At 63.3% G+C, this 21,654-nt stretch carries 18 protein-coding genes and 1 pseudogene; 3 read left to right on the top strand and 16 right to left on the bottom strand.

The annotated features are described in order from the left end of the window. Positions 1–461 precede the first annotated feature (461 nt). Positions 462–1,475: a hypothetical protein gene (locus EQ874_RS22020; RefSeq protein WP_129978191.1), complete on the top strand. Its 1,014-nt coding sequence runs from the start codon at positions 462–464 to the stop codon at positions 1,473–1,475. A gap of 118 nt (positions 1,476–1,593) precedes the next feature. Here the strand turns inward: EQ874_RS22020 and EQ874_RS22015 are convergent, their stop codons facing one another. The 5 genes from EQ874_RS22015 to EQ874_RS23070 all read right to left on the bottom strand — a co-directional run bounded on the left by EQ874_RS22015 (position 1,594) and on the right by EQ874_RS23070 (position 5,773). Further along, entirely contained in the window at positions 1,594–1,893 is a 300-nt protein-coding gene (locus EQ874_RS22015; protein WP_129978190.1) for a hypothetical protein, read from the bottom strand. An 84-nt stretch (positions 1,894–1,977) separates the two neighbouring features. Then, on the bottom strand, positions 1,978–2,187 hold the full coding sequence (locus EQ874_RS22010; protein ID WP_129978189.1) for a hypothetical protein: 210 nt from the start codon (positions 2,185–2,187) through the stop codon (positions 1,978–1,980). Positions 2,188–2,910: 723 nt separating this feature from the next. After that, a complete protein-coding gene (locus tag EQ874_RS22005; RefSeq protein ID WP_242496890.1) occupies positions 2,911–3,615 on the bottom strand; it encodes an ATP-binding protein in 705 nt (234 codons plus the stop codon). A gap of 80 nt (positions 3,616–3,695) precedes the next feature. Next, a complete protein-coding gene (locus EQ874_RS22000) occupies positions 3,696–4,772 on the bottom strand; it encodes a Mu transposase C-terminal domain-containing protein (RefSeq protein WP_165369314.1) in 1,077 nt (358 codons plus the stop codon). Between the two features lie 779 nt (positions 4,773–5,551). Then, positions 5,552–5,773, bottom strand: coding sequence for a hypothetical protein (locus EQ874_RS23070; protein ID WP_207213606.1), 222 nt, complete (start codon positions 5,771–5,773; stop codon positions 5,552–5,554). A 204-nt stretch (positions 5,774–5,977) separates the two neighbouring features. Between EQ874_RS23070 and EQ874_RS21990 the strand changes: the two are divergent. Continuing rightward, positions 5,978–6,974 (top strand): annotated as a pseudogene (locus tag EQ874_RS21990) (NAD(P)H-quinone oxidoreductase). A 595-nt stretch (positions 6,975–7,569) separates the two neighbouring features. Here the strand turns inward: EQ874_RS21990 and EQ874_RS21985 are convergent. From EQ874_RS21985 to EQ874_RS21930, 11 genes are all read right to left on the bottom strand, one after another. Beyond that, a complete protein-coding gene (locus EQ874_RS21985; RefSeq protein ID WP_165369313.1) occupies positions 7,570–9,189 on the bottom strand; it encodes a CocE/NonD family hydrolase in 1,620 nt (539 codons plus the stop codon). A 114-nt stretch (positions 9,190–9,303) separates the two neighbouring features. Further along, entirely contained in the window at positions 9,304–10,611 is a 1,308-nt protein-coding gene (locus EQ874_RS21980; protein ID WP_207213605.1) for an MFS transporter, read from the bottom strand. A 213-nt stretch (positions 10,612–10,824) separates the two neighbouring features. Beyond that, complete coding sequence (locus EQ874_RS21975; protein WP_242496889.1) at positions 10,825–11,355, bottom strand: IclR family transcriptional regulator C-terminal domain-containing protein; 531 nt, start codon at positions 11,353–11,355, stop codon at positions 10,825–10,827. Positions 11,356–12,467: 1,112 nt separating this feature from the next. Next, entirely contained in the window at positions 12,468–13,319 is an 852-nt protein-coding gene (catA, locus tag EQ874_RS21970; RefSeq protein WP_129978184.1) for a catechol 1,2-dioxygenase, read from the bottom strand. A gap of 128 nt (positions 13,320–13,447) precedes the next feature. Continuing rightward, positions 13,448–14,161: a type 1 glutamine amidotransferase gene (locus EQ874_RS21965; RefSeq protein ID WP_129978183.1), complete on the bottom strand. Its 714-nt coding sequence runs from the start codon at positions 14,159–14,161 to the stop codon at positions 13,448–13,450. 77 nt (positions 14,162–14,238) lie between these two features. Continuing rightward, positions 14,239–15,492 (bottom strand): FAD-dependent oxidoreductase, encoded by a 1,254-nt coding sequence (locus EQ874_RS21960; protein ID WP_129978182.1) that lies wholly within the window; start codon positions 15,490–15,492, stop codon positions 14,239–14,241. After that, the gene (locus tag EQ874_RS21955; RefSeq protein WP_129978181.1) at positions 15,489–15,809 is read right to left on the bottom strand and encodes a 2Fe-2S iron-sulfur cluster-binding protein; all 321 of its coding nucleotides are present in this window, start codon (positions 15,807–15,809) and stop codon (positions 15,489–15,491) included. Before EQ874_RS21955 ends, EQ874_RS21960 begins: the two co-directional genes overlap by 4 nt. 29 nt (positions 15,810–15,838) lie before the next feature. Next, complete coding sequence (locus tag EQ874_RS21950; protein WP_129978180.1) at positions 15,839–17,329, bottom strand: glutamine synthetase family protein; 1,491 nt, start codon at positions 17,327–17,329, stop codon at positions 15,839–15,841. Positions 17,330–17,355: 26 nt separating this feature from the next. Next, positions 17,356–18,051 carry a type 1 glutamine amidotransferase gene (locus EQ874_RS21945; protein WP_242496888.1) on the bottom strand — a complete coding sequence of 232 codons (696 nt, stop codon included), beginning with the start codon at positions 18,049–18,051 and terminating at the stop codon, positions 17,356–17,358. Positions 18,052–18,388: 337 nt separating this feature from the next. Beyond that, a complete protein-coding gene (locus tag EQ874_RS21935; RefSeq protein ID WP_242496887.1) occupies positions 18,389–19,015 on the bottom strand; it encodes an aromatic-ring-hydroxylating dioxygenase subunit beta in 627 nt (208 codons plus the stop codon). Next, positions 18,982–20,322 (bottom strand): aromatic ring-hydroxylating dioxygenase subunit alpha, encoded by a 1,341-nt coding sequence (locus EQ874_RS21930; protein WP_129978177.1) that lies wholly within the window; start codon positions 20,320–20,322, stop codon positions 18,982–18,984. Before EQ874_RS21930 ends, EQ874_RS21935 begins: the two co-directional genes overlap by 34 nt. Before the next feature lie 158 nt (positions 20,323–20,480). Between EQ874_RS21930 and EQ874_RS21925 the strand changes: the two genes are divergently transcribed. Next, on the top strand, positions 20,481–21,380 hold the full coding sequence (locus EQ874_RS21925; protein WP_129978176.1) for a MurR/RpiR family transcriptional regulator: 900 nt from the start codon (positions 20,481–20,483) through the stop codon (positions 21,378–21,380). The last annotated feature ends 274 nt before the right edge of the window (positions 21,381–21,654 follow it).

Here is a 21,654-nt window from a genome sequence, read left to right as displayed (position 1 = left end):
GGAGGTTTGCACGAAATTTGTAGAGGAGGCGCCACCTGAGAGCCGCGAGCGACGACAGCTGATATTCCGCGCTGTCGAACTTCACATCGCTCGTGTGCGTATGGCCTTCAGCGGTCACCCGGTAAGGGTCTGGCTGGACGGCAGCTTTGTCACTCACAAGCCGTGGGCGCCACCGAACGATGCGGACTTAGCCTTCCTTGTCCCTGGCTCGTTGTACTCTCGCGTGACTTCACCAAAGGCGCTTCCGCTATGGACTCTTGCCGATGTGAGGGCGAAGATCGGTACCGCGGATGTCGCTACTGACAAGCTTCATACTTGCCTCGGTCTTACCGAGGGGTATGCAGTCAACGCTGACAACCCGCTTGCGGTAGAGCGGCAGCGGCGCACGTGGGCGAAGGTAAAGGGGCCTGACGGGAAGATTGTGGAGGGAGTCGTCAAAGGATTTGTGGAGGTGAGAGCAGATGACTAATCCTGCTGATCTCGCACAGATGAGCGATGAGGACCTGCTGCGTGCGGCGATCCGCTACGAGCGTGACCACTTCCCCGAAACGGCAGACTTTTCGCTAGGGCAGATGTACGTGTCGACCGTTCAAGGTGACGTGGCACTCGAACACGTTTGGGAAGAGGAAACCGCCCCGGAGCAAGCTGAGCTTGATCTCCACCTCACCGGACCAGGCGTACTAGACCACAGCACCAACGCCGACCATCTCGTAGACTTTGTCTCGGGTATCAACAAGGCCATGAAGGCGATTGCCCGTCAACGACTCGGAATGCGCAGTCACCCTCGAAACCTGCTAATCGAGGGTGTATCCCCTGGATCAGTCCGGCTGGTGCTGCGTGCACAAGCCGGCCCACCCCCGAATCCGAAGACGGATAACAACCCGATGCCGGGCACCGAGAGGCAAGGCACCAATGTTGACTCGGAGGCACTTCGAACCATAGCTCGGCTGTTCACAAATGCGAGCGACACCGGCGGAGCGCCGTCAATTCTGGCCGAGGTGCGGGACCTGCCGCAGTCGGCACGTCAGGCACTGAGGAAGTCAGTTGAAGCCAGCCGTAAGGGCGACTGGGAAATCGACGGCTTGATTCGCCAGCGGAAGCTAGGGGCATCTCCGGTCTCGTTCACCCGACAAGGCGCGATGGTGCTTCGCCAAGAGTTGGTGGAGCACGAGTACGACATCGAACGTCAATGGTCAATCGGCACGATTGACGGTTTCCGTCGCAGCCTAGGCACGTTCTACTTCACACCCAATGTAGGCGGACGATCCGTTGCGGTAAGCGTTTTCGATTCAGGCATCCTCGCAAAGGCTGCAGCGCTCGCCGCGACGGAAGATGTCCAAGTCATGGCGCACCTTGAGACGATTCGTGCTCTCGATGGTCCCGAGAAGGCCAAGCCCACGACGAGTCGACTACTGCTGGATATCAAATCTGTCGAACCACAGCCAGAACAGGCACCGATGGACTTTGATAGCTGATTAACTTGGCAGTCAGCGTGAAGAATCGCTAGGACTCGGCCGGAACCCGCGGGCAAGGATCTCGATCCGTAACCGGGGCGGCCGCCCCCTTCGATGGATGGGTTTCCTCGGGCGGGTATCACCGATCAGGGCCGTCGTACGGGTGCGCGGTGACTGTGGACAGCCACTGCGCGTCCCACCGATGCCGCGGCGGGAGCGTCAACCCGCAGCCTTCGGCGGATTCCCGCACAAAGCGGCCCTTGCCGCCGAGACCGCAGCGGAACAACGCATGGTGCGGCTCGGCGCCGCGCACAGCCTGAAAGGTGCGGGCGGCGACCAGCAGCGGACGCGCCGGGGCGGGGATGGCATACGCTCCGAGTTCGGCGCGGCGGCGGGAGTCGAGCAGCAGGACATCGGCGGAGCTGCTGAGTGCGCTCACCGGTATCGAGACCAGGGTGCCGTAGCCGACGCCGGTGATCAGAACGGTAGCGAGTGCACCGGCACGGACGGGATGGGCGATCCGTTACCGGATCCGGGTGGCGGTCTCGGCAGTGAACGGGCCGGTGGTCAGCCCCGGACCGACGATATGGGGAAGCTGCGGTGGCAGCGCGAGACGATAACCATGCAGGGTGAATCCGTGCTGGGTGCCGCGCAGCAGCGCGAGGGTATGCCGGCCGGTCGGGCTCTCGGTCACCAACGCGGTCAGCATCACCGACAGGCGTGACGGCTGCACCACAGCGTTCCCTGCGATCGATGGGGACTGATGCACGGTGGTCGAGTTCTGGGGCGTCGCAGTCGGCGAGCCATCGGCACGCGGCGGCGCGGCCGTGGTCGAAGAGTTCGGCGACCCGATTGAACTCGGCACGGGACAGTTGCTCGCGTGCCACGCAGCGGAAGAGGCCGGCTTCGACGCTGGGCAGAGGGGGCAGCGGACGAGCGTCGAACCCCGCCGAGGTCGGTGTTTCCGGCGCCGCGGTGGCGAGGCGGTCGGTGACGTCTGCGAGTCGGCGGGTGATCCGGTGCGCCGTGTCGTCGAGCACGGGCCGGGCGGGGGAGCCGTCGGTGTGCCAGCCGTCGGTGTGCCACACCAGGGTCATGTTCATGCCGAGGGTGCGCCACAAGGCGAGTAGCCGCTCGTGCTGACGCGCGGACAACAGGTGCGCCCGCAGCACCACCAAGTGCGCGACGAAGGCTCCGTCGCACCATGCGGTGACGGCCGCTCAGAGCAGCTCGAGCCCACCGATCCGTTGATCGGCGAAACGGCCGACCGGGTGGCCGGCAGCGTCCAGCAGGTCCACGCCAGCGTGGACTCGGCGGTCGGCCCGGGGTCGTGCGGACGATGATCACTCCTGCGGCCGGAGCGTGCCGGGCAAGCAGGATGCTGGTGACGGTGATGTCGTCGAGGGGATCGAGCAGCACCGTGACCTGCGGCACTGGGGCGGCGGTCATGACGGGATCAGTTGCTGCGCCCGGACATTTTGGCAAACACCGCTCCCAGCACCTCCCGATCGACCCGATCACGGTCGAGACGGGCCAAGACGCGAACGATGTGGGCGGTCAGTTTGGCCCAGGACCGGAAGTTACCGTGACCGGTATGGGTGTCGGCGAACCCGATGACCTCGGGGTCGAGCTTCTCCCAGATGGGATGGAACGCCGGGATCACCGTCAGGATCTGTGCGGGGGCCATCCGCCGGAACTCCTGCCACACGTATATCCGGCTCGAGAGCATCGGTTCGCGGGAGAGCGCGTGGTAGCAGTCCCCGCTGCCGACGAACACGATCGCGATGTCGGTGCGCTGGTCGTCCCACAGGTGCCGCCAGTATTCGAAACACTCCCGCGACATCCAGTGCGCTTCATCGCAGACCAGGATTCGGAACTGTTCGGAAAGCACATCTTTGAGCAGTCGGTCGAACTCGATCGGCTTCGGTGGCGGCGCACCACCGATCGCCAGTGCATCGAACAGGGTGTAGCGGATGTCCCGCGGTGTCGGTCGCGCCCGGAACTGCACCCGGCACACCGTGTCCGGTGCGAGCTCACGCAGCGAGGCGTTGACCGACAGGGTTTTTCCCACTCCGGCGTCGCCGTGCACGCACATCATCGCTTTCGCGTCGATCACGTCGGCAAGGTTGTCCTTGGTCGCCATCAGCGCGTCGGTGGCCACGATGTGCGCTCCGGACAGCCCGAGAAAATGATCGCCTGCGGCCTCGTCGGCATCCGGGCGGGGAGTGCGTGGGGTTTGGCTTATCGCGAGTCCTTCGCTCGATCGCCGTGTCGGTCTGCGTGGTCCCGCTCGACAGGACGCCGCCACAACGCCGGCGGCGGCCCCATCGGGATCAGGTCCGGACGGGCCCACCGCGCCATGTCGACATCCTGTTCCTCGGCCAGGGCCGCCGCGACCTCGGCCGCGGTCATCGCATCGAGCCGTGTTGCGGGTTCGGACACCGTCGAGGCCGCGTAACGTATCCGACGCGCTTTCTCGGCGGCGACCAAGTTGGCCCGTACCTGGCGGGACTGGCGGGCGCGGGCCTGCAACACCCGAGCACGGTCCTCGGTAGAGGCGGAATCGGCGAGTACCGCGGTGCCTAGATGGATGCCGGTGGCGGCATCGAACACTTCGATCTCGCCGGTGTGATGTGGCATGTACCGGATCCGCACGCCGGTCCCGACCAGTCTGACCATCCAGTCGGCGATGTAGTGGCCGCCACGGCGGAACGCCACCCCTTTGGTAGTGATCGTGCGGTGGCGGCGGTCGTCTTCGAGGGTGAACATCCACAGTCGGGTCTCGTCGGCGTCGTGGATCGGGGTCGGATCGTCGTCCCAGGACTGCATCGGGGACCGGTCACCGAGGTTGGTGAGGGTGTGTTCGGTGTTCCACCACCGCACCCACGCCAGGACTTCGGCGGTGAACGCTTCGAACGACAGCGGCGGCTGGTCGGGATCGACCGGGGCGCCGTTGATCTGCTTCTGCCGGTGGGTGTAGCGGGGCAGGGCCGCGAACAGCAGCTTCTCGGCTGCACCGTTGATCGTCTCGACTGTGCCTTTCAGGTGCGCACGTAGGCGGGTAGGTCGGGCGGTATGTACGAGGGGCGCGGACAGGTTGCGTTGGTCTTCGACTATGCGCGCCGCTCCTCGGCGTAAAAACGCCGCGCCGACGCGCGATCTCGGATCCCTGTATCTCAGACCGGACCTCACCGGAGCCGTGGTGATGTCCACCCGATGACCCACGGCGTCGATCTGCGCGCAGTCGCCGCCGCATTCGGCCACTCTCGCGCGGTTCAGGACCGCGCTCCGCTCACCCACCCCGAGCGCTTCCGTCACGCCTGAGGGTCTGTCTTTCGAACCCCCGCCTTGCCACCGCTCTGCCAAGCGTTCGCTCCGGACGCTGACACCCAGGGGTCCGACCCACGTAGTCGGGGATAAATCGCAAGATTGCCGCGCGACCTCGCCCGTCCCGGGCATCGCCAGCCCCGTCGGCGTCCACCCATCCGGAAGGCACGCGCTGGGCGGAACCAGGCCTAACCCATCATCGGCGGCACATGTTGGATCGGCTTGCCGATTTTCCATCAGCAGGACTGCTGCCACTCGTAACATATGGCCTCCACTCGGTAGGGTTCGAGCCAGGTCGAGACCTCTTCTGCCACCCGGTCGGCGGTGCCCGCGAGTTCATCGAAATCGGCCGAATTGTCTGCCGATGGGATGCTTGCGAACGACTCCCTGCCGGGCGCAGGTGACGTCCAGTTGGTCTCGTTGTCCTCGGCGGGTGTGGTAGTCGCCCAGGTGTCGCAGGAACATCCGGCGCAGGGGAGGGGGCAGGAAGTCGTGGCCTGTGCGGGTGCGGCTGCCGATTCCTACCAATGGGTACGACGCGGCCGATCTGCCAGAGGGCGATGGTGCTGTCGAGGAACACCTCGTCGACGACGGTGTCCTTGAGACGGTCGAGGAAGGCGTGTGTTGCGGCGATGGCATCGGGTTTGTCGGCGATCAGCGCGGTTTCATCCGCCACTGTGGAACTGCGCGAGGCGCTGGTCGGCCCGACGATCACCTTCTCTGCGGTGATGATCAGGCCGGTGTGCAGGTCCGGGTGGACAGCACCCGCACTACTCGCCTAGAGGAAGTGTGCGAGGGCGGTGGGGGAAGGTGACATGTGCGCGCACTGCCGCGCGGGCGGCGTTGACGATCAACTGGTCTCCGGCGCGCAGCGGTAGCAGGTGCGGGGCGGTGTGGTCGAGGTAGACGAAGGCGACCCGGCGGGGGCCTGGACGGTGCAGGACCGCGGTGATGTGCGGCCAGGGGTGGGATGCCTGCAGGATCGTGCCCATGGTCGGCACGGTAGCGAACAACGACGCGGTTCACGGCGTAGATGACCACCATCGTGTTCCCTGCCGGCGCCGTGCTTTCGCCCCCGGCGGTGGTCAGCCGCTTCGATAATCGCGCGGTGCATATCCGGCCACCGCCCAGATCGCTGCGATCAGCCAGTAGCTATGAGGCAGCAGGCTTTTGAAACACGTCCTAGCATTATCGGTATGCACGCAATCACGATTTCCCAATATGGAGGACCTGAAGTGCTGTCTTGGACGGAGGTTCCCGACCCCGTACCAGGGCGCGGAGAGGTGATCGTCGAGGTGGCCGCCAGCGCGGTCAATCGCGCCGACCTGGCGCAGCGGCAAGGGCAGTACCCCCCCGCCGCCGGGGGCCAGTGACATTCTGGGTCTCGAATGTTCTGGGGTGATCGCAGAGTTGGGACCGGATGTTCACGGTTGGAGGGTCGGCGACCGGGTCGCAGCGCTGCTGTCTGGCGGCGGGTACGCAGAAAAGGTAGCCGTGCCCGACAGTCAACTACTGCCCGTCCCGGAAAGCCTGGACCTGCGGGCTGCGGCGTCGCTGCCCGAGGTGGCATGCACCGTGTGGTCAAACCTGGTGATGGAATGCGGGCTACACGCAGGTCAGGTGCTACTCATCCACGGCGGGGGCAGCGGTATCGGCACTCACGCCATTCAGGTAGGAAAAGCCCTCGGAGCGAGAGTTGCGGTCACCGCCGGATCCACTGACAAGCTCGCGCGCTGCGCCGAGTTGGGCGCTGAGATCCTGATCAACTACCGCAAGGAGGACTTTGTGGAATCACTCCGCAAAGCGACCAGCGGGCACGGCGCCGACATCATCCTCGACAACATGGGTGCCTCCTACCTGGATCGCAACCTCGATGCGCTTGCCATCGGCGGGCAGCTCATGATCATCGGGCTGCAGGGCGGCGGTAAGGCAGAACTGGACATCGGCAAGTTGCTCGGCAAGCGGGGCCGGGTGATCGCGACGGGACTGCGGGGTCGCCCGCTGACCGGCCCATCGAGTAAAGCCGACATAGTCGCGGCGGTAAGAGAGGGACTGTGGCCGCTGATCACTGTGGGCATTGTCCAACCGGTCGTCCATGCGGAGCTATCGATCACCGAGGCGCCACGCGCGCATGAAATGCTGGATTCCCACGACACCGTCGGGAAGGTGGTCCTCAGGGTACGGGGGGAGTAAAGCTGAAGCTTGGACCAAGGCGGACCACTCCGGTGTGAAGCACCTCGGCGAGTCCGGGACTGTCCCCTGGGGACGGGCGGGGCCCGAACCTGCCGGTGATTCAGTCGTGTCCGAAGCCGGCTACGGTGGTCTGCTGTGTGCCAGACTCCTGTCAGCAACAGGAGTCTCGCGATCTTGTCACCATCCCCGACCTAGCTGGCCGCAGCACCCCTCCTGACCGATACGAACTGGGAAACTCGCAGGTCGATGCGCCGTGCCACTGACAGGTCCGGTGGGAGCCCACAATTTTCGAGCGCATCGGGTTGGCGGTGGCCGGACGAGCCGCAGCACACCTCACGGCCGCTGGGGCGTTCGATCTCGCTGCGGCTGGTGCGCGCGACCTGCCGGATCCGCCGGCGCGCTCCGTCGAGGCACTCGGAACGGACGACTTCGCCCTGCGTGAACGGCATCGCTACGGCACCGTCTCGGGAGGCCTGTCACCTGCGCCGGCACTTGGTCGGGCTCCCGGTGGAGGCCCCGGACACGACAGGGCTCTCCACCAGAAACCGGAGGCGATTGCTATTCGGGCCCAACGTTTTTCAGGCCGTCTTCATGATCAGCGAGGAATGACGGGAAGGTGCAGACGGCTCGGGTATGTGCGGTCACGGTGAATCCGATAGGACACTGTCTCGCCGGCCATGATGTGGTACGAGAATTGCACGCCCGGGCGGTCGCCGCTGCTGATGCGCAGCACGAGCTCCTTGCCCTTGACGAACGTATGCGCGATCGGGTACAGCTCGAGGACGTACTCGTTGATCTCGCCCGGAACGACTGGTGTCTCGCTGTCGCGATCGTGCTTGTGGAACGGCTGGTAGTGCTTGGTTCGCGACTCGTCCAGTGTGCGATGGCTGCAGCGCAGATGGCCGTGCGTGACTTCCCACTCGCTGCCGTTCATCGGGTCACGCTCGAAGATCTGCGCCTTGAACCACGAGTCCGTGGCAGAAATGTCAGCGTGCAGGTGCAGGGTGATCGGTCCGGTGACCTCTATGTCGGCCGGCAGTGGGCCTGTGGAGTAGTCGAGCGATGCGATCTCGCTGGTGACGTAGAGCGGCGCCTGAACGTATCCGTCGGGCTCGATCGTGTCGAATTTGGGTGCGGTCGTGGTCAGTCGGGCGTGTGGCGCGAGGTGGAAGTCGGTCCATTCGGTGCGGGCGAGCGGCCACTCGTACTCGTCACGGTACGTATCGTCGCCGCTGACAAACAGGCGGATGGGTGCCTGTCCGTCGACACCGTTGTCGATGCCCTTGATGTAGTGGTCGAAGAAGTCGAGGACCTCGTCGTGGTACTCGTGGTACGGCCGGTCGAGCCAGCCGGGCTTATGGAAGCCGAGCTGTTTCGGCCCCTTGACGCCCTCGAAGATCATGAAAGGCTCACGGACGAACTTCGGCCCGCAGTCTGGGAACTGGGCTACACCACAGAGTACGGGGATCTCGATCTTGCTGAGGTCCGGCTTCCACCAGTACTCATTGCCGTCCCACGCATTGATCATGATGTCGTGCATCACCGTGTTCTTGGTGGGGCAGTCCAACACGCTGTAGAGCAGGTTGTACTGGTTGACCGACGGATCCGCTTTCAGCTCGGCGATCCGGGCGTCCAACTCGGCCTCGTCCCAGAACCGATCCGACTTCGTCTTCGCATTGGTGGGCTGAAATCCGGACCATCCGAGCGTGGAGTGCCGGCCGGTGAACAGTTCGGAGTAGAAGCCGTCCAGCACGCCGCCGTGGTAGCACGCGAGATATTGGTCAGTGGTGGCTTCGAGCGGCGCGATGGCTTTGAGGCTGGGAGGGCAGGACGAGGCAACGACCAACTGGATGGTGCCGAAGTAGCTGATGCCGATCATGCCGACGTCGCCGTTGCACCAGTCCTGGACGGCCAGCCACTCGACGAGGTCGTAGCCGTCGGTCGATTCCTGCTCGGAGTACATGCTCAGGTACTCGCCCTCGGACTGGCCGGTGCCGCGCGTGCATGCGATCGCGTGCGCGTAGCCACGGTCGACGATGTCCTGCGACCAGCCGGCCTCGATGCAGGCGTCGCCGAGTGCCGACGGCATCGGCTGCGGCAACAGCTGACGCTGGATGTTCTTACCGTAGGCCGACATTGCCAGCAACACCGGAATTGGACCCTCGGTGTTCTCAGGCAGATAGATGTCGACCGCGAGGTGAACTCCGTCGCGCATGGGGACCATAACGTCCTTGAGGACGCGGCCCTCGAACTGAATTTCCATCATCGTTTCTTCTCCAGTTGTTTGCTGTTGAACCGTATCGCTAGGGGGGGAATGTGGTCCTGCAGGTCAGGCCGGCCCTACGGTCGCCTGCGACGCGGCTTTCTGAGCGCGGCGTAGTGATGCATAGGTGGCGTAAACGCATACTGCGGCGGCAACCATTGGCAACCCGAAGAGCAGGTAGACCTGCTCGGGCTGCCAATCCGACTGCAGCAGGGAACCGACGAGGATCGGCGAGACGATCGCGACCACACGACCCAACCCGATCATCAGTCCGAGCCCTGTAGCGCGAGCTTGTGGTGAGTACACGTGTGGACCGAAGGCCTGGAAACCAGCAATACCTCCGGTCGTCAGCATTCCGAGAAGCAACGCCACGACGAACGCTGAGGTCGGCTTGTCGAAGACGAACGAGAAGGCAACGAATCCGGCAGCCGAGGCGACAAGGGTCCCTACGAGCGAGGGGCCCGGGACGAACCGAGTCATCAGCGCAGCGAATAGGAAGCAGCCCACGATTCCGCCGATGTTCGCGACTATACCGATCGTCACGCCCAGACTCTCGTCGTCCGCTGCATCGGCAATGATCTTGGGAGTCCACGTGTTGACGAAGTAGAAGCCGCTGATCAGCAGGCCGTAGCCCAGCCACAGAAGGACCGATCGGAACAGGCCGGACCCACGCAAAACCTCGCGGGCAGTGCTTCCGCCGGCCTGAATGCTCATCTCCGGGGTCGGGAGTGCGTCGAGGGTCGGGCGTCCCATACGCGTGAGGATGGTGTTGGTCTGTTCGAGTGCATTCCGTGGTTGGCGGGTCAGGAGGTAGTCCAGGGATTCGGGCAGCAACTTGAAACCGAGTAGCAGCAGCAATAATGACGCCACGGCGCCGAACAGGAATACCGACTGCCACCCGAAGGCCGGAATCATCGGTCCGGCAACGACTCCTGCGAGGGCGGAACCGATCGGGTAACCGGCAGCTTGGATCGCAGTGAGCATGCTGCGCCGCTTGTCGGAGGCGTATTCGCTGACCACGACGATGATGTTGGCGATCATCGCACCGGCGCCGAGGCCCGTGATTACGCGGTAGGCGAGCAGTTCGGGCGGACTGTCGGCGAACACGGTCAAGCCCATGCCGACGGTCATGACGCCTAGTGCGGTGAGGATGACCCGACGCCGCCCGAACCGATCGGCCAGGGGCGCCAACAGCATCGACCCGATCGCCATCCCGATCAGGCTACCGCTCAGGACGATTCCCAGCTCGGTCGGTGCGATGTCCCACTCTCGCGACATCGCCGGTGCGGCGAAGGCGATCACTGTGATGTCGAGACCATCCATGATCAGGATGGCGATGGCAACGACGGTCGCTCTGACCTGGAACGCGCTCATCGGGGCCTGACGAATACTCTTCAATATCTCCATATGCGTGCCCTTCTCTCCGGCCGGTGTCGGCGGGGACAAATGCACGCTAGGGACGGCGATCGGGCGCGTCGAGAAGACGAAGGGAGATTCCGTGCAGGAGAAAATTCTGGATACGGATATTCCGCATTGCGGAATCTTCTGCCGTGTCCGAGTATCCGCAGCCCCATCCTGGGCGGTGGGTCAGGGGAGATCCCCGAGTCGCGCCCGAAGGTGCCGAGCACCCTCCATCAGCGCAGCGGCATAGCGGGGCGTGTCCGGCCGGCGGTACCGCACCGAGGGCATCGCGACCGCAATCGAGCACACGGGCTGTCTTCCTTCGGCAACAGCGACGGCGAAGCTTACGACACCATGCTCGGTTTCGTGGAAGCTGGACGCGTAACCATCCTTGCGGACCGTCGCTAGTCGGCGTTTGAGAGCCGTGAGTGTCGCCAGGCGGGCCGACGACCATGGCGGAAGTCCACGCCGGTAGAGACTTTCCACCTCGTGGTTGGGTAGGTCGGCCAGCAAGGCGCGACCGCTGGCAGTGCAGTAGGCGGGCATTCGTTGACCGATGCGCAGGCCCACGCGAAGCGCAGTCTCGGAGTACTCGAGTCCCGACAAATAGATGACGTCCTGACCCTCCCGTACCACCAGATGCACGGTGGCGCCGACGCTGTTGTGGATGTACTCGAGTACCGGATCCGCGACGACCACCAAATCGTCCCGGGACACAGACGGCACCTCCGGCCCACGGAGGGCAGGTCCGGCAATGTAGCGGCGGGTGCTGTCTTGAGTAGCGAAGCCGCGGCCCACAAGGGTACTCAGCAGTCGATGCGCGCTGGACTCGGCAACCCCGAGGTCCACCGCAGCCTCTCGTACCGACAACACCCGCCCCTTTTGAAGGGCCAGCACCAGTACCAACGCACGGTCGGCGGATCCCACGGCGGGCCTCGACATCCCGGTCATAACTGTATGATTTCACGCCACGCAAAAGATGAAAGAAATGGGATGGTCCACGCTGTGGCACCACCGGTGCTCGCCCAGTGCAGGGTGTTCTCGACATGGCCGCTGGGGCTGAAGCGACGTGCCTATGGTCGACCGGGCCACCCGCTACTGCAGCGGATGGTGATTTACGCGCTCGAACCGAGCCGCAGAACCGGCGAACGCGTGTGGATCGCCGAGAATGCAGGCAGGGTGCGCGCCAGAGAGCGGGCTCGGTTCGGTCACCCATCGATGCTCCTGTTTCGATGCGCAACATCCGCGGACGTTCGATCGCAATTGACGGTCGATACCGCCGTACTGGCGACGTCAGGTATACAACGTCGCCGCCGACACCTCGAGTGCGGCGGCGCTCTCCTCGCCGTTCTTGCCTTCCGCGGCCAACTGGTCGGCTCGGCGCAACTTACGCCCGATGTCCTCCGCCGAGGGACGTTTGCATCCTGCCGTGATCCCTACCGTCCCTTCGTCGCCCTACCGGGGCGATCAGGACTCCAGTTCAGACCGGGCCTACTCCAGGAGAACGCGCCAGGTCGAGCGCTCGCATCGCATCGACTCCGACGAGTTCTACCGGTTTTTCGAAGGTGAGGTCATCGACGACGCCACCCTGTTCGCCGAGCGTCTTCAGCAGTGGAAGACCACTACAACCACGACCGTCCCCACTGCGTCCTGGCCGACCAGGCGCGGTACGAACGCCTCCGACGGAAGGCACAAGACCCACTGTCAGGGGCCTTCAGTTGCACATCGATGATGCCGGCTTCTCCGAGACATACCCGGCTCGAACTCGGAGAGAATACCGGTGACTTTGCACGACAACGGTATTCATTTTGCGACTCAACCGAGACTGTTTACGCTTCCGGGTCGAGCACGAAGGTGTAGGTCACCTCGGCGACACCGTCGGCGTTCGGCTGCGGATCCAGAATGAGCTCGGGCTTGACGGCCGTCGCGACGTCGTCCTCGACCCACTCGCCACCCTGGAAGTACAGCTGGGTGGTGATGGTGCGTTTGCCGGGAGCCTTCACCATCAGGTGCAGGTGGGCGGGGCGCCACGGGTGTCCGCCGTAGGACTTGATGAACCAGCCGGTGGGGCCGTCGGACGGGATCTGGTAGGGAGCCGGCTTGAGCGTGGTGATCTCGAAGTTGCCGTTCTCGTCCACCTCGACGGTGCCGCGCAGGTTCCACTCGGGGATGCCGGGGGCGAACTGCGAGTAGAAGCCCTCTTCGTCCGCGTGCCACAGCTCGACGGTGGCGCCGGGCAGACCGTTGCCCTCGAGGTCGGTGACCTGGCCCTTGAAGACCAGCGGCGGCGCGACCTTGTCCTTCTCGCGCATCGGCATGGTGCACTTCGACGGGAGCTTGGGGCTGTCCGGGACGTAGTAGGGGCCTTCGATGGAGCCCTTGGTGCCGGTGAAGCCCTTGCGGTTGTAGTGCACCTTCTCGATCTCGTGCTCGAGGAAGACGTCGAGCCACAGCGGCCACTCGCCGTATTCACCGACGTCGATGAGCCACTGCTTGAGCACGCGGTACTCGTCGTAGGTCACCTGGTGCTTGTCGACGATACCGGCGAGGGCGTCCAGCAGGTCCTTGTAGATCGCCGACGCGCGCTCGACCGAGGTGTCGGACGTGACCCGTTCGGACTTGAACTTGTCGGTCGCAGCGTTGCCGGACCCGTGGGCGGTGGGGTTCTCCATGGTGGTCATGGCTCTCCTTCGGGGACTGGGCTTTTCGGACGAGTGAGGACGGTGCGACACGGACCGCGAGGGGCATCGGTCTTCATGTCGCACCGACCTGTGTTTGCACTGCGTACTTCAGGGTTGTGCCGCGTACTTCATACCGGCTGCGAATGAAAGACACCGGCCCTGGCCAGGAACCGGTCCAACAGCCGATCGCAGTCACGCGCAGCGGTAGCGGAATTCATCGCGATGTCACGTGCGAACTGTTCAGAATCCACACCGTGACTGCCCAGGTAGAGTTCGAGATCAGGAATGCTGGACGACCACGCCCTCAACCACTCGGGGCTGGCCTCCGGATGGAACTGCACCCCGAGGTGCGGTCCATATGTGAAGGCTTGCACGCCGGCATCATTTTTCGCGATCACCCGCACGCGGTCCGGGACGGTGATCGTGTCATGGTGGAACTCCAGCCACGGCCCGGCCCCGACAAAGTCGGGATCGGTGGTGTGCACTGTCGTAAGACCGTGTTCGGGGTATTTGCTGAGCGCTACCGATCCGCCGACCACACAGGCGAGAATCTGCGCCCCGAAGCAGACACCGAGGATCGGGATTTCGGAGTCAATCGCAGTCCTCAAGTAGCGGCGTTCCCGGTCCACCCATTCCAGAGACTCGTCGTACACCGACGCGTGCGAGCCCATCACCAGGATCATTCGAAACTCGCTCGGTGGCGGAAGCGGTGCGTGTTCGTCTGCGGACTTGATCTCCACCTGCAATCCCCGGCGCTGCAGTGCTGGAAGCAGCGTGCCGAGCGAAGCGCGCCAGTAGCGCTCTTCGATGCCGTGCACGAGTGCCAGGACGTGACCGTTCATCAATGCGGCTTTCGTCTCGGAGGGGTACTCGACGATCCGTCGTCTGTGAGATCCCGGAGGTTGGGCGTCACGTGAGCTCACTGCGCTGGGTCCATTTCGGTTCGAGAAGTAATCAAGGACTTCAAGGGGACGTCTGGGTTCGTGGCGCTCGCCGGGTCGATGGTCTTGCCGTCGGCGAGGCAACGTTTGGCCGCGAGGTGGTCGCGGGGGTTGTCGACCGTGTCCGCTGCGACGAGGTTGCCCGACCGGTAGTAGAGCGCCGTCAGGCGTTCCGCACCGTCCCTACGGACGACGATGTCGTCGTATCCGTCGGATATGCCGGCGATCTGCAGCTTCACGGCCCCCTGATTGGACCAGAACCACGGTACCCCCCGCGGGGGCGGGGTCCGGTTGAGGAGAGTGTGGGCTGCGGTACGGCCTTGCTCCACGGCATTGTTGACCGACTCGATGGCGATCAGACGGTCCAGGCCGTTCGGGTGTGGCTGCACCGTGCAGTCCCCCGCGGCGACAACCGCATGATGACTGGTTCGCGCATGGACATCGACGACGATGCCGCGTTCGCGGACCAGACCGAGCTTCTCGGCCAGTGCGGTGGCCGGCACCGCACCGACGCCGACGAGAACGAGGTCTGCCGGCAGTGATTCGCCGTTCGCCAGCCCCACCGCACCGATACGACCGTTCCGTTCGGCGAACCCGATCACTTCGGTCCCGAGGAGGAACCGGATGCCTTGGGCGGCATGGCGGTCGAGGATGAACGACGATATCGGTTCGGCGACGGCTCTGGCCATGAGGCGATCCGCAGTTTCGACGATGGTGACGTCGAGTCCCCGTTTCCGCGCTGTCGCGGCCACTTCCAATCCGATGAACCCACCTCCCACGATCACGACACGCCGTGCGTGATCGAGTTCGGTGCGCAAGTGCGTGGCGTCGCCGAGCGTGCGCAACAAGACGACACCGGGCAGGTCCGCACCCGGAACACCGAGCCTGCGCGATACCGAACCAGTCGCCAACGCGATCCGGTCGAAGGCAATCTCGGTTTCGTCGTTCAGCACCGCCAGCCCACCCGAGTCGTTCACCGTGGCCGCGTCGATCGTCCGGTCGAGGATCAGGTCGATGCGATGGTCGGTGAAGAACTCCGGCGCGCGGAGTTCGACAGCGACCGGCTCGCCGTCCGCGTAGAGGAACTCCTTCGACAGCGGCGGCCGCTGGTAGGGCGGTACGGGCTCGGCGCAGACCATGCACAGTTCGCCGTCGTAGCCCAGGTCACGCAGCGTCACCGCGATGCTCAGTCCGGCTTCGCCGCCTCCAGCGATCAGAATTCGGTCTGTCATTGCTCGGCCGCTATCGTCAGAACGAGTCCGTCGAGTTCCTCGGTCATGCGGATCTGACAGGACAGACGGCTGCACTGCGTGGCCGGGGTCACGGCGTCCTCCAACATTTCCTCTTCGAAATCCTCGGCAGCACCGACGAGTTCGATCTGCGCCGGATCGACGAACACGTGGCAGGTTGCGCAGGACAAACCACCACCGCACTCACCGACTAGGCCGGGCACGCCAAGCTTCACAGCGGTCTCCATTGCGGATGCGCCAATCTTGGCATCGACCTCGTGTTTGGTTCCGTCAGGACTGATGAACGTGATTCTGGGCATCGAAACCTTTCTTTCTCTTTCCATCGGACTCAAAAGAGTTCGAAGTACTCGCGATGCTCCCATTCGGTGACGCCGTTGACGTAGGTGGATTCATCGGAGTTGTCGGCGAGCCACGCCTCGTACCGGGTGACTTCGCTGCGCTTGATCGTCACCATGTAGTCAATGAAGTCGTCACCGAACTCCTTGCGGAAGAAGGCATCCTGCTCCAGCACATCGATGGCGTCGGCGAGAGTGGACGGCAACTGCGGCACCTCCGCACTGTAGGGATCTTCACTGAGCGATCCTGGATCGGTGCGGTTGACAATGCCGTCGAGGCCGGCCACGGCCTGCGCTGCCATGTACAGGTAGGGATTCGCCGCAGAATCGCCGACCCTGTTCTCCACGTGTGAGGCTGGGTCGTCGGTGCCTCCGATTACGCGCATCATCGCCGCTCGGTTGTCCTTACCCCAGGTCACGCGATCGGGCGCGAGGGAGTACGGGCGGCGGCGCCGGTATCCGTTGATCGTGGGGGTCGTGAACACCGACGCTGCGATGCCGTGTGCCAGGGTGCCCCCGACGTAATGGCAGCCAAGCTCTGAAAGCGGGGCGTCGTTGCGCGGGACCATCAGGTTGTCCCCCGTGCCCGCGTCCACAACCGAGGTGTGCAGATGCCAACCGCTGGCATAGAACCCCTCAATCGCAGGAGTACACATGAAGGAGGCAATATGGCCGTGGCGTTTTGCGATCTGCTTGGTTGCCGTACGGAACAGTGCCGCGGAATCCGCAGCAGCAATGCCTTCGAGAATGTCGAAGGTCGTTTCGAATTGACTCGGCGCCCACTCGTCGTCGAACGACCGGATGGGCAACCCCATAGCGGCCAGCGCAGTCCGGATGGGGCGGATCATGTCGTCCACTTCATCGAGGTGGTCCAGAAGCAGGTAGTTGTAGCCGCGCCCCACTGGGGCGACCGTCGGGGGGTCTGCAGGAGATCCGGGGGCACCGAGCGATGCGGTACCGAGCCCGTCGTCGACGACCTTGGTGAGATACCACTCCATCTCGATACCAGTGACGAGATTGAAGCCGGCATCGGCCATCTTGGCCAGGGCGTTCTTGAGGATAGTTCGGGGTGCAAGCGGGAAAGGTCGCCCGTCGGCCAGGTAGAGATCGCAGAAGACAAGTGCCGTCTTGTCGGCCCACGGCAAGACCGTGAAAGTCGCGGGGTCGGGCACCATGATGACGTTGGGACTGCCACCGAGACCGTCGATTGTGAATCCGCCGTCCGCAGTGAACGGATCGAGAACGATGGCATTGGCGGTATCGAAGAAGAACGGAGCCATCGTGATGGCATTGCCGGACGCGAGAGCCGAGATAAAGGCGGGGACCGTCAGGGACTTTCCGCGCAACAGTCCGTGCTGGTCAGGCCAGGCCAGACGCACGACTTCGATACCTTCGCGCTTGATGGTCGCGATCGCCTGTTCGGCAGCTTGCTCTTCCGCCGCGCCGTAGATGCCGTGCTTTCCTACGAACTTCGCTGTGGACATGATGTCTCCTGGTAACTGGTGAGGATTCAGAGGGAGGAGTCGAAGAAGCGCTCGGCGCCGACGCCGGGTAACGCGGCGAACCAAGCATCGAGGAGAAGTTCCCCCGGACTGGGTGAAGTCAACGCCGTGGCAATTTCGTTGCGAATCGCACCGACATCTACGCTGAATCGGGCGAGCTTGTCGCCTTCGATGGCCAGCAATTCCTCGATGCCTGCAGTGTCCAATTCTGGGTGGAACTGAACGGCCAGCGAGCCCCCGACCCGCCAACTCTGCAAGTAGCAGCTGCTCTCCGCCAGAAGTTCGGCGTGGGCAGGCGGCACCGCAGTGTCAGAGTGGAACGAAAAGTACCGCCCCTGTAGCGGCAACTCGGCTATCGACGAGGTGACGTCGATGAACCCACATTCGAGACCGGATTCACCGGGTATCGCCCGCCCCCCGAGAGCTTCGGCCAGCAGTTGCGAGCCGAGGCAGATGGCGAGAATCGGGACTGCCCGGCGATGTGCGTCCGCGATGTAATCGATCTCGGTCTTCAGGTATGGGTTGCTTGCGGTCTCGTACGCACTTTGCGGTCCACCCAGTACCGTCAGCGCCTCGAGGTTCCCGGGTTCCGGTAGAGACTCTCCGCGGAACGGTCGAACAACCTGGACCCTCCACTCGGCAGACCGGGCGGAGCTTTCGAGGATTCCCATCGAGGGATCATCGACGTGGGCGATAACAGTCATCGTTCGACTCATAGTGGGGGCCTCGCCTCGAGTCTGGTACGCCAGGGCACCCAATGATCGATGCGCGCCAACGTCGCGAGTAGTTCCTCGGCAGCAGCGCGGTCGACGGCCACCCAATCTGGCCCGGGGTTGACCGTGTAAGGGGTGTAGTCCCAAACTTTCAGGTCACGAACGGCTTTGATGAGAGGTCGCGTGGACTCGAGGTCGCGCTCGAACTTCCTCAGACGAGCGTGTGCTAGCGCGAGGTCTCGTCGGAGGGCAAGGATCTCTTTCGCTTGATCGGAGCAGTCGAGCCCCGGCGCGGGATCACGGTTGTCTGAAAATGAGGCACCCATTTTCAGAACACCAGCGTCAGATTCTCGTGGTACTGCTCGGAATCGATGAGATTGATCGACTTGACCCGGATCCGCCATCCCTCGTCTGCCCTGCGGAGGACATGTCCATACCAACCCGAATACGTCTTCGCCACGCCGGCACGGAATTCATGAATAACAAAGTTGGAACGAATCATTCGGATTTCGTCATCGATGTCGGTGGTCTCGATACCGGTGATCAGACGCCGCGTACGCGAGGCCGGGAGCTGACTGTAGGCCAAGCCGGTGCGCAGCCAGTACACGCGATCCGTGAGTCGCCGGTGATCGTCGAAAGCATGACTCACCTCGGTCCGCGGATCACCCCCGCCTGGGTTGACCGGGACCCAGTAGAGACAGTCACCGGTGAAGAGGTCGAGCCAGTCGTTGAATCGACCATTGTCGATGAGACTCGCTTCCCTGGCCAGGAACGACTGCGCTGCGTACCAGTCCTCGAGCGGTGCCGCAGGCCAGTCGTCCAGGAGGATCTCTCGGTACCGATCCAATTCGTCGTACCAGTCGGAATCGACGTGATACGAGAACGCCGATGTATCGGCGTACATTTCGGGGAGGTCAGTGTTCATCGGTTCTGTCCTTCCATCCGGCGCTGCCACTCCTCGTAGTAGCTGCGCATGTGGAGCTCGTCGGTGACGGCGGTGACGATGACTCCGTCCTCCTTGAGGGACTGCCAATCGGCAACGCCGAGTCCTCGATTCATGTAGATCCATTCCGCTTCCGGCGCAGCAAGTCCTCGCTGCGCCTCCTCGAAATTGGCCTGATCGTCGGGTTCACCGAAGGCCGGAAAGTCCTCCTGCGTACGCATGCGCATCGTGTTCACCGCGTCCGGAACTCCGCCGATGGTGGTGGCATGCCACGTCAACTGGGTACGGTCGACCGCCATCGGTTCGACAACCTGGATCTGGTTTCCGATTAACAGCAGGTTCGGGAAGATGCTCAGGTTGATCTGAGCACCGATGGCGAGATCGAGCAGTCGATCAGCGTCATCCCCATGCTGAGCTCGAATGGACTCCTCGAACTTCTCACGCCCGGGCTGCGGCCTCTGGTTGTTCCAGAAACTGCCGGGACCCTCGTAGACAGGGCGCTGGTCGATGACGCTGTGTCCGTTGCCCAGGGAATAGACCTTCATCGAACCATCGTCGGGGGTCTTGCCGAAGTACGACATGTCCTTGGCGTCGCCCATCCGCGAGGCCATCTCGAGTAGCGACCTGTGCGAGAACGATGGATGGTAGCCATCGCCGGCGTTGTCGAATGCGAGTTTCCAGTTTCCCTTGTAGCCCATGCGATAGGCGCCGGACCGAACGAATACCTCACTAGTGGGTGAGCGATCGATCCAGTAGTCCAGCCAGGGCTTCGCATGGCCGAGCCAATCCTCCACGCTGGGCGCCGAGGCGTTCATCGTGCCGAAGATGAATCCCCGGTAACTCTCCACACGAGTAACCACGGTGAGCCCAAACTTCGACTTGTCGAGGTTCGCGTACCCCTGAGCCCAGGGAACACCGACCAGCTCTCCCGTGTTTCGGAACGTCCAGCCGTGGTACGGGCATTGGAAGCTCTTCGCCGTGCCGGATTCCTCGCGGCAGATCGTGGCCGCCCGGTGCGCACAGCGGTTGAACACTGCGTGCAACTCACCCGCCCTATCTCGGGTGACGATCACCGGACGCAATCCCATACGCACGGAAAGAAATGAATTGGGTTCTGGAACTTGCGACTCGTGCGCCAGGTAAACCCACGATCGTCCGCCGAACACCTTCACCATTTCCTCGTCGAACACTGCGGCATCGGTGTAGAGGGTGCGGTGGATGCGATCAATTTGGATGAGATCCGACCAGCGGTCGCCAGCCGGAGTGGTAGCGGCGCCAGCGTCTGGAACGTGGGTGTTGGCACTGTCCTGCAAAGTCATGAAATGTCCTCTTCAGGCTAGGTATTCGTACCATGTGTTACGGAACACTATCATGACGTAACGTATCCAACGTAACAATTTGAGAACGTCCACACCGCCGCGCCGAGGAGACGAGAGCACCCGGGGAAGGAGCGCCGGCCACGCCCTAGACTGATGACATGACGAAAGCTGACATCATCAACGGCACTGTCGCCAAAAGGATTCGACAGGTTCGTCACACCCTTGCGCGTGGGGAACTCAAAGTGGTGGCTACACTCAACAGTTCGTACCCCACTGCAGGCCTCGTACCGGTGGCCCAGCTCGCCGCGCAGGCAGGAGTCAGCGCGCCGACCGCCTTACGGTTGGTCCACAAGCTCGGATTTCGAGGCTATACGGACTTCCAGGACGCTCTGCGCGAAGAAGTGCAGATGCGGCTGTTCTCACCCGTGACTGTGTATCCGCCCGCTGATGAGGATGAGAACAACTCGGTCAACGAGTCGGAACTGATCACCGCAGCGAACTGGTACGTCGACGGAGTGCACGCCACGATCAACAGCATCTCGGCCGACGACCTCGCCAACGCCGTCACGGCCCTCGCTGAACCTGAGCGGAAAGTAATGATCGTAGGCGGTCGGTTTACGACTGTGCTCGCGGCGCAACTTCATCAGTATCTGCGGATGCTGCGGCCCGACGTCGTGTTCGTGGCTCCTACCTCTGCCGAATACATGTCCTCGATGATCGATGTGGGCGAACACACCACCGCCATGCTTTTCGACTACCGGAGATACCAACGCACAACGATCGAGTGGGGTATGGCAGCCGCCGAACGGGGCGCCCAACTCGTTCTGATGACCGACAACTACCTCTCCCCGCTGGCTTCCCATGCCCACTCGGTTCTGACGACGAGCCACGCGGGTCCCGGCCCCTTCGATTCCCTGGCCCACGGCTTCATGATCACAGAACTACTGATCTCCCTCATTGCCAAGAAACTGGGAGACCCTGCCCGCGACCGTTTAGCACAGTTCGAAGAACTGCATCTCGCCGAGGAACGCGATCGGAACTCGACCCTCAAGAAATAATGAGCGGGACGGACGGGGCAGGTGCTGGGGGAGTGTCCGGTAAACGGTGGATCCGGCCTGACATCGGTTAGGGGCGAGATCGGATTTGTCCGGTATGCCGAATGTTGGCATGTTGTGTGGTGTCTTGGTTTTGATCCTCTCGAATCTCGCGTGCGGGCGAGACAATCTGTTGAAGACATCACGGTCGGTCAGACCGAGAGTCGGGCCGGGGCCGGGCAGCGGCCCACCTGCATCCTCACCGTCAGTCCAGTCGGTACGCGCGAGCGTCCAGACC

The sequence above is a fragment of the Rhodococcus sp. Q1 genome (assembly GCF_004153645.1).
In the GTDB taxonomy this organism is placed as follows: domain Bacteria; phylum Actinomycetota; class Actinomycetes; order Mycobacteriales; family Mycobacteriaceae; genus Rhodococcus; species Rhodococcus gordoniae.
Note: the sequence above shows the minus strand (reverse complement) of the source record. Positions and strands in the feature narration are given on the sequence as shown.

Coding starts and splice junctions, on each gene's coding strand:
- EQ874_RS22020 (WP_129978191.1), top strand. CDS start 462: ATGACTAATCCTGCTGATCTCGCACAGATGAGCGATGAGGACCTGCTG.
- EQ874_RS23070 (WP_207213606.1), bottom strand. CDS start 5,773: ATGGGCACGATCCTGCAGGCATCCCACCCCTGGCCGCACATCACCGCG.
- EQ874_RS21985 (WP_165369313.1), bottom strand. CDS start 9,189: ATGCGCGACGGAGTTCACCTCGCGGTCGACATCTATCTGCCTGAGAAC.
- EQ874_RS21980 (WP_207213605.1), bottom strand. CDS start 10,611: ATGAGCGCGTTCCAGGTCAGAGCGACCGTCGTTGCCATCGCCATCCTG.
- catA (WP_129978184.1), bottom strand. CDS start 13,319: ATGACCACCATGGAGAACCCCACCGCCCACGGGTCCGGCAACGCTGCG.
- EQ874_RS21965 (WP_129978183.1), bottom strand. CDS start 14,161: ATGAACGGTCACGTCCTGGCACTCGTGCACGGCATCGAAGAGCGCTAC.
- EQ874_RS21960 (WP_129978182.1), bottom strand. CDS start 15,492: ATGACAGACCGAATTCTGATCGCTGGAGGCGGCGAAGCCGGACTGAGC.
- EQ874_RS21955 (WP_129978181.1), bottom strand. CDS start 15,809: ATGCCCAGAATCACGTTCATCAGTCCTGACGGAACCAAACACGAGGTC.
- EQ874_RS21950 (WP_129978180.1), bottom strand. CDS start 17,329: ATGTCCACAGCGAAGTTCGTAGGAAAGCACGGCATCTACGGCGCGGCG.
- EQ874_RS21945 (WP_242496888.1), bottom strand. CDS start 18,051: ATGACTGTTATCGCCCACGTCGATGATCCCTCGATGGGAATCCTCGAA.
- EQ874_RS21930 (WP_129978177.1), bottom strand. CDS start 20,322: ATGACTTTGCAGGACAGTGCCAACACCCACGTTCCAGACGCTGGCGCC.
- EQ874_RS21925 (WP_129978176.1), top strand. CDS start 20,481: ATGACGAAAGCTGACATCATCAACGGCACTGTCGCCAAAAGGATTCGA.